This window comes from Metabacillus idriensis (genome assembly GCF_050483325.1).
In the GTDB taxonomy this organism is placed as follows: domain Bacteria; phylum Bacillota; class Bacilli; order Bacillales; family Bacillaceae; genus Bacillus_P; species Bacillus_P idriensis_A.
Genome location: NZ_JBCMYF010000036.1, coordinates 1 through 4332, shown reverse-complemented (window position 1 = coordinate 4332; position 4332 = coordinate 1). Strand labels below are relative to the sequence as shown.

Annotated in this window: 3 protein-coding genes; 1 reads left to right on the top strand and 2 read right to left on the bottom strand. The window is 39.5% G+C overall.

All coding sequences use genetic code 11. From position 1 onward, the window contains the following. Positions 1 to 82: 82 nt before the first annotated feature. Positions 83 to 1441, bottom strand: coding sequence for a serine hydrolase (locus ABEQ24_RS21465; RefSeq protein ID WP_430008688.1), 1359 nt, complete (start codon positions 1439 to 1441; stop codon positions 83 to 85). Between the two features lie 174 nt (positions 1442 to 1615). After that, positions 1616 to 3082, bottom strand: coding sequence for an IMP dehydrogenase (gene guaB, locus ABEQ24_RS21460; protein ID WP_430008687.1), 1467 nt, complete (start codon positions 3080 to 3082; stop codon positions 1616 to 1618). Positions 3083 to 3199: 117 nt separating this feature from the next. Between guaB and ABEQ24_RS21455 the strand changes: the two genes are divergently transcribed. Then, positions 3200 to 4159 carry a YaaC family protein gene (locus ABEQ24_RS21455; RefSeq protein ID WP_430008686.1) on the top strand — a complete coding sequence of 320 codons (960 nt, stop codon included), beginning with the start codon at positions 3200 to 3202 and terminating at the stop codon, positions 4157 to 4159. Positions 4160 to 4332 lie beyond the last annotated feature (173 nt).

The window sequence follows — 4332 nt, the reverse complement described above, 5'->3', positions numbered from 1 at the left end:
AAAAGCGGAACCGCCCGTTTCAACCCTAAAATATCCATATATGTAAAAAAGACTTACTCATATCGAGTAAGTCTTTTTTCAATTAAAACCAGCCTGTCACAGTGTCTGTCACTGTTCCCCAAAGACCGCCGAAGAATCCGCCGATTCCTCTCATGGATAAAACAAACCAATTGGCTTTTTCAACAGCGCTTTTTGTGACGATATCAACATTAGCTTCGCTTTTTTCTTCTAAGAAGCCCAAATCTTGGCCTTTACCTGTGTACTTCACTGTCATATAGCCGATTTTTTCGCCTTTTTTGACAGGAGCCTGTACTTCATTGTCTGCATTGACCTTTTTTTGATCAAAGACGTAGTTAGGCTCATATGATTCTTTTTCACCGTTTTTAACAACAAGGTTAAGAGATTCTTTTGTTGCTACAGCTACTTCTTTTTCTTTCCCTTTCACAACGGAAAGGTCAGATTTATTTTTAATTTGATAGTTTTCAGGATAAACTTCTTCCATCTTGAAATTATTATAAGCATAATCGATCATTTTTTTCGTTTCTTTGAAACGAGGAGTATGAAGGCTGCCATCATCACTTGCAGCGTTTAAAACGACGGTAATAACACGCATGCCGTTTCGTTCAGCAGTTGCTGTAAAAGAAGAGCCTGCTGATTTAGTTGAACCTGTTTTTAATCCGTCTACACCTTCTGTTTCAAATAACAAACCTTCAAGCATCCAGTTCCAGTTATCCATTTTGATTGCATCTTCTGTGCCTTCTCTGAATACTTTTCTGGGAGTGCTTGCTGTGTCTAATACTTCTGGATATTCAATTATTAATTTTTGAGAAAGCAGCGCCATATCGCGTGCTGACATTTTATTTTCGGCATCTGCTGTTGTGCCATCAGGATGCATTCCTGCCAGATCTCCATTTTCTAAACCTGTTGAGTTTACAAATTCGAAGTTTTTAAGACCAAGCTCTTTAGCTTTTTCATTCATTAATTTTACGAAATTAGACTCTGATCCTGAAACGATTTCTGCTAAAGCAATAGCTGCTCCGTTTGCAGAATAAATGCTCATCGCTTCATAAAGCTCTTTTACATTGTATGTACCGTCTTTTCGTAATGGAACGTTTGACAGTCCGCGGTTTTGTGAAATTCTATAGACATAGTCACTTGGTGTGTATGTTTGATCCCACTTGATTTTCCCTTTATTAACTGCTTCAAGAACTAAGTATTCTGTCATGATCTTGGCCATACTTGCAATCGGAAGCAGATCGTCTGCATTTTTCCCGTATAGAATTTTACCTGTAGACGCTTCTACTAAAATTGCACCTTTTGCATTAACTCCAACTGCATCATTTTCTGCCGCAGATGCCTGTGCTGCCGGCAAAACAACTGTTACTGTTAGAACAGCAGCAAACAGCACGGACAGCAAACGCTTAAACTTCATGTTGCTCAAATTCATAACCTCCACCGTTTTTTTTATCTATTTTTATATTCAATTATTGACCCGAGTGACAAACAACAAAGTCGATTTTATCACACTATGATCAAAAAAAATAGACAGAGTCTGAGACTCTGTCCTAAAGATTGAACATTGTATTACATTTCAGGTAAATCGGCCTAGAAACGTTTACGAAAGCGAATAATTCGGTGATTCTTTTGTAATTTGAACATCATGAGGATGGCTTTCGCGAAGACCTGCACCAGTCATGCGGACAAACTGTGAATTCTCCCGAAGCTCTTCTAAGTTTGCTGTTCCGCAATAACCCATACCAGAGCGAATACCGCCAACCAGCTGGTAAATCGTATCTGAAAGAGGTCCTTTATAAGGAGTTCTGCCTTCAATGCCTTCCGGAACAAATTTCTTATTGTCTTCCTGGAAGTAACGGTCTTTGCTTCCTTTTTCCATCGCACCAACAGAACCCATGCCGCGGTATACCTTAAATCGTCTTCCCTGGTAAATTTCTGTTTCGCCCGGGCTTTCTGACGTACCAGCCAAAAGACTGCCAAGCATAACGGCGTGACCGCCTGATGCTAATGCTTTGACGATATCGCCTGAATATTTAATTCCGCCATCTGCGATAATAGTAATGCCAAGCTTACGTGCTTCCGTCGCACAATCATATACAGCAGTGATTTGAGGTACACCTACACCTGCTACAACACGGGTTGTACAAATAGAACCAGGTCCGATGCCTACCTTTACGACGTTTGCTCCAGCTTCTGCCAGTTCTCTTGTAGCATCAGCAGTTGCAACATTTCCTGCAATGATATTCAGATCAGGGTATTCGTTTCTAATTGTTCTGACCATATCGATAACGCCCTTTGAGTGGCCATGGGCTGTATCTAACACAATGGCATCAACGTTAGCCTCAACCAGCTTTTTAACACGAAGCATGGTATCTGCCGTAACGCCTACAGCAGCACCGACAAGCAAACGTCCATGCTCATCTTTTGCTGAATGCGGGAACTCAATTACTTTTTCGATATCTTTAATCGTGATTAATCCTTTTAAAACACCCTGGTCATCAACCAGCGGAAGTTTTTCGATTTTATGCTTTTGCAGAATGCTTTCTGCTTCTTTAAGAGTTGTTCCGACGTCTGCCGTTACTAAGTTTTCTTTCGTCATTACATCAGAGATCTTGATCGAGAAGTCTTGAATAAATCTCATGTCACGATTTGTAATAATGCCTACAAGCTTTTGCTCATCCACATTATTTACTACAGGTACACCTGAAATGCGATATTTACCCATCAAATGCTCTGCATCAAATACTTGATGGTCCGGAGTTAAAAAGAATGGATTTGTAATAACGCCTCTTTCAGAACGTTTTACCTTATCAACCTGCTCTGCCTGCTGTTCAATCGACATATTCTTGTGAATGATGCCCATTCCGCCTTGTCTTGCCATCGCAATTGCAAGCTGAGCCTCAGTAACAGTATCCATACCGGCACTAATGATTGGGACATTCAGCTTTAATGTTGGTGTTAAATTCACACTTAAGTTCACGTCTCTTGGAAGAACCTCGGACTTAGCCGGTACAAGCAATACATCATCAAACGTTAAGCCTTCTTTTAAAAATTTACTTTCCCACATCATTAAATCCCCCTCTTAACGGCAAAATATTATTAGTAGATTAACAACTAGCCAACCCACTGTCAAGAACAGGCAAAAGAGTTTAAAAATTTCGAAAAAAGAAAGGGGAGCTGCAGGATGATGAAAATAGACGTCTGGAACCAGTTAAAATCATATCAATCAACAGAAACAGTTCAAAAATTTCTGGAAAAATGTTATAAAAAAAATCAACAGCCAGCACCTGCCGAATTATCCTATCAAAACAGCTATCCTTTTGTTTACCATCTAAAGCATGCTGAAAACTTTTATCTTTCATCTGCAAGTGCTGCCATGCCCGTACAGCCTATGCTCCTGTTCTACGGAATGTCTCAGCTTATGAAATCATGTATTTTAACATTAGATCCTGAATATCCCGCAACTTCATCCGTTCTTGCACATGGTGTCTCAACAAGAAAACGGAAAAAACAGCAATACCGCTTTTTGCAGGATGAAGTGAAGATACAAAGAAATGGTTTATTTGCTCACGCAGCATCTCATTTATTTAAGCTTGAACATGCAGAAAACGATAAGTACTCTATGCAGGAGCTTTTAAAAAGAATTCCTGAACTGAGTGATTTATTCAGCAGACATAAAGATAAAAATGTTCATATTGTCTCCCGATATGAAAACAAGCAAATACATATTCCAGTTGAAGCCGCAGCCTTTTATCATATGACACCGGAAAGATTGATTGAATACCTGAATTATCATTTTCAATTAAGAGGAGAAAGCTTTTCCGATCACAGCATCATTTGTCATCCGCGAGATCGCTTCAGCGCTTTCTACAGTCTGCCATTCCTGTACAATGGACAAACAGACGATTATTCCCTGCCTTCATCTTTGAACGATCTGAATGGATTGCCTGAATTTATGGCTCATTACTTATTGCTGTATAACTTAAGCATGATCTCAAGATATGAAACTGAGTGGTGGTACGAACTGATGCTAAGCCATTCACAGGACGATTATGTATTCATCGTCCGTTTTCTTGAAGTAACAAAAGAGAAAATACCTCAGTATGCGCTTGCGTTTTTGAATGAATTGTGGGGAAAGGGGTAAGTGCGTGTTATGTATTGTTGCATTGGACAATCTATCAGTGTGTGGAGAGTAAGTTTCTTGATGTTCTTTAATATAACTGCTTTATTTCAAATAATGCAGGTGGTTGAAACAAACCATTCCCACTTGCCTTGAACATTCTCTCTTATTCCATACAAAAAAGAACAGCATTTCTG